We start from the raw sequence: 3,777 nt of genomic DNA, 5'->3' as shown, positions 1-3,777 counted from the left end.
CGGTGGCCCAGGGCCAGGTGTCGGGGATGGACAGGACCCGGCGGCGGGCATGGGTGGCGAGTTTCGCGGGTAGATGCAGCAGCCGGTAGCGCAGGGTTTCGGGTTCGGCGTCAGCGAGTCCAGCCTGTCCGTGCAGGCCGAGCAGCCGGAGCCAGGCGGCCAGGTCGGCAGCGATGTTGCAGGTCAGGACCCAGCCCTGGTTGATGGTCCAGGCATGTGAGGGCAGGATGCGCAGCCCCATGGCCTTGCCGTGCCGGACCTGGTCTTCGACGCCGGCATGCGAGCGATGCAGGGCGTCGAGCCATTGCGGCTGGTGCGAGCCGGAAACGCCGCGGATACGGGTGATGCTGGTCGCGACGATCTGATAGCGCCAGCCGGTGGCCCGTTCCAGAGTGGTGAGTTGTCTGGTGTGCCGGGCCGAGGCAGGGCGGTTGCGTAGTCGTTTGAGGGGACTGTGAGCTGGGGTTTTGGTAGCTCTGCGAGAGGACCCGGGTCCATGTAGGACGGGTGCGACCCGTTCGTAATCATGGTGTTTGCGAAGACAACCGTGATCGAGAACTGGACGCACCCGCTGATGACATCATCACTTACCGAGATCGTGCTGCCGCAGCGACCCCCGGGTATGCCGTGCCCGATGGTGGTCACCGATGGTGACCGGCGGAGCCTGTTCGTCGCGTTGGCGGCGGTGGCGGATCCGCGGGATCCGCGGGGCCGCCGGTACCCCCTCGTGGCCGTCCTGGCGGCGGCGGTGTGCGCGGTGATCGCCGGGGCGTGCACGTTCGCCGCGGTCAGTGACTGGGTGCGGTTCCAGGACCGGGCGGTGTGGGCCCGGCTCGGATTCAACGGCCGGGTGCCGGCCGCGACGACGGTGTGGCGGCTGCTGATCCGTCTCGACGCCGAAGCGTTGTCGCAGGTCCTGGCCCGCTGGCTGCGGTCACGGACGGCACCGCTCCCGGCCGGTGGTCACTGGTGGCGCCGGGTCATCGCCGTCGATGGCAAGGTTGCCCGCGGAGCCCGGCTGCCCGCCGGCCGCCAGATCCATCTGCTCAGCGCGTACGACACCAGCACCGGGATCGTGCTCGCCCAGGTCCAGATCGCGGCGAAGTCGAATGAAATCCCCGCGTTCACCCCGCTGATGCTGCTGGTCAAAACGGTGCTGGGCTCCCTGGAGGGTGTGCTGATCGTTGCGGACGCGCCCTGCACGCCCAGGTCGGGCACGCCGACCTGCTCGCCGAACACGGCGCGTATCTGATGGTCACGACCAAGGCCAACCAGCCGACGCTGTTCGCCCAGCTCAAGGCCCTTCCCTGGGCGCAGGTCCCGGTCGGGGCGCAGACCCGGGACACCGGTCACGGCCGCAAGGAGACCCGGACCGTCAAAGCACTCACCGTCGCGACGCCGGGCGGGATCGGCTTCTCCAAGGCCGAACAGGCCGTCCGGATCACCCGAACCCGCACGGTCAAGGGCAGGACCAGCCGCGAGACGGCCTACCTGACGATCTCACTGCCCGCCGGCCACGCCCGCCCAGCAGATCTGGGTGCCTGGGCGAGGGCGGAATGGCACATCGAAAACCGTGTGCACTTTGTGCGGGATGTAACGTTACGTGAAGACGCGCATCAAGCCCGGACCGGCAACGGCCCCGCTGTGTTCGCCACCCTCCGTAACGCCTCGATCGGATACCACCATGTCAACGGCGCCACCAACATCGCCGAAGCCACCCGGGAAGCCAGCCAGCGTCCCCACGACCTCATCACCGCCGTGACCACAGAAAACCCGATCGTGACCAGCGGAAAGGGCACTACGCAATAGCCCTGGCCCAAACCCGCCGACCACACGGCCGTTTCATGATCGATAGTGGCGGGGAGTGACGGTGCCCGCGCTGGCGTGTCGGATATGGACGAAGCTCCGTTGAGACCAGGTCTTTCCACAGATCTGGTTCAAACGGAGCTTCGTCGTGCCGCAGTCTGCCACCCTCATCACCGATCCGTCGCCCCTGCCGTTGCCTGAGGACGTCTCGTTCACGCCTTCGTGTCACGGTCTGCTCGACTTGCTGCTCGCCGTCGGCGACGGCCGCTCCGACCAAGGTCGTGATCATCCAGTGGCGGTCGTGCTCGCGCTGGTCGCGGCGGCCACGGTAGCCGGGCTGAAGGGCTACACCGCGATCAGCGGCTGGGTCGCCGACGTCCCCACCGACATCATGGACGGCCTGTACCTGCGAGCCGAGGCCAAACCGGCCGGACGGCCGTCACGCTCCACGCTCTGGCGGGTCTGCACCGACACCGACGGCGACATCCTGGACACGGTGATCTCCGAGTGGACCACCACCCAGCGCAACAGCACCGGCGAACAGGCTCCCACCAGCAGCGATACACCGGCACAAGTACGCCTGAACGGCAAGACCGTCCGCGGTGCCACCGACGCCGACGGCGGGCAACTGCACCTGCTGTCCGCCCTGGCCGGTAAACCCGGCCCGGACCCGGCAGCCGTCATCATCGCCCAGGCACCGACAGACGGCGCCAAGACCCGCGAACCCGAAACCGCCCGCGCCGTCCTGGAGACCCTCAATCTGCGGGAGGTGACCGTGACAGCCGACGCGCTGCACACCGTCAAGGCCACCGCGGAGCTCATCCACCAGCAGGGCGGCCACTTCGTGCTGCCGGTCAAGGAGAACCGGGCCGCACTGTTCGACGTCCTCGACGCCCTGCCCTGGGCCGACACCCCGATCGGTCACGAGAGCACCGAGACCGGCCACGGCCGTACCACCCGCCGCACCATCCGGGTCCTGCCCGCACCCTCCGGCCTGCCGTTTCCGCACGTCAACCAGGTGTGGCTGATCGAACGCTACGTCACCACCGGCGACGGAAAAGAGTCCGCCGCAGCACAACTGGGCGTCACCAGCCACCCTGCCGAGACCGCCGGACCAACCGAGATCGCCGCGTTCAACCGCGGCCAGTGGGCCATCGAAACCCTGCACTTCATCCGCGACACCTGCTACCGCGAAGACCACTCCCACGTGCGCACCCGCTCCGGACCCCGCGTCCTGGCCTCGCTCAGAAACCTCGCCATCAACGCCCTACGCCTGGCCGGCCGCACCGACATCACCGAAGCCACCCGCTGGGCCAACCGCGACATGACCAGGCCATTCACCATCCTCGGCCTCACTGGATGATGTTGAAACGGCCGTGCCCGCCGACCACGACACCCACTGGCGCAACTGGCGCCGCCGCCACCAAGCCCGAGCACGCTGGTTCCACCAACGCGCACGCCTCAGTCGAGAGTATTCCCTGGCCAACTAGCAAATGGCGGCTGCCGTACTAGTCACCGTCGTTCCGACTCGTACGATTGTCAGGCACCCCTCTTGCCCCCGACGCTTTTGCCGCTTCCCAAACGACCCAATGAAGTAACTGATCGCGATCAAACGAGGTGGCATTAGGCAAACGTTGAAATTCCTTAGTTGCTACGTCGAGGCGCGAGCACTGTAGCTCGACCCTCTCAGCGCTGGTCGCGTTCGCGGACTCCTCGACCGCAACCACAACACACATCCAGCATGACACAGGAGACGCTTCGTGAAGGTAAGGAAGGAGATAGTAACGCCATCCTTTTTGGACCTTAAGACCTTCTCCTTTACGGCTAAATCCGGAGCAATTTGCAGTTTCAATTAGAATGGAAATCTCACGCGGCGAGGCTCAGGGATGTTGCGTTCTCGGTCTGTGATCCGCTGAACAGGGATTTCGTGAGATGACCGGCCTTTGTGGAGGTGGTAGAAGCGGGTGAAGC

At 66.5% G+C, this 3,777-nt stretch carries 4 protein-coding genes; 3 read left to right on the top strand and 1 reads right to left on the bottom strand.

Annotated elements, in window-relative coordinates; translation table 11 throughout:
• A partial coding sequence (locus ACQ0O7_RS45035) for a transposase (protein ID WP_430792088.1) occupies positions 1–568 on the bottom strand: 568 nt, incomplete at its 3' end.
• 6 nt (positions 569–574) lie between these two features.
• Between ACQ0O7_RS45035 and ACQ0O7_RS45030 the strand changes: the two genes are divergently transcribed.
• The 3 genes from ACQ0O7_RS45030 (at position 575) to ACQ0O7_RS45020 (ending at position 3,169) form a co-directional block, all read left to right on the top strand.
• On the top strand, positions 575–1,252 hold the full coding sequence (locus ACQ0O7_RS45030) for an ISAs1 family transposase (RefSeq protein ID WP_430792087.1): 678 nt from the start codon (positions 575–577) through the stop codon (positions 1,250–1,252).
• Positions 1,252–1,809, top strand: a complete 558-nt coding sequence (locus tag ACQ0O7_RS45025; RefSeq protein WP_430792086.1) for an ISAs1 family transposase — start codon at positions 1,252–1,254, stop codon at positions 1,807–1,809. Before ACQ0O7_RS45030 ends, ACQ0O7_RS45025 begins: the two co-directional genes overlap by 1 nt.
• A 145-nt stretch (positions 1,810–1,954) precedes the next feature.
• Complete coding sequence (locus tag ACQ0O7_RS45020) at positions 1,955–3,169, top strand: ISAs1 family transposase (protein ID WP_430792085.1); 1,215 nt, start codon at positions 1,955–1,957, stop codon at positions 3,167–3,169.
• Positions 3,170–3,777 lie beyond the last annotated feature (608 nt).

This window comes from Actinoplanes sp. G11-F43 (genome assembly GCF_050589265.1).
In the GTDB taxonomy this organism is placed as follows: Bacteria; Actinomycetota; Actinomycetes; order Mycobacteriales; family Micromonosporaceae; genus Actinoplanes.
The sequence above is the reverse complement of the archived record's forward strand: the minus strand, read 5'-3'. Positions and strand labels throughout refer to the sequence as shown.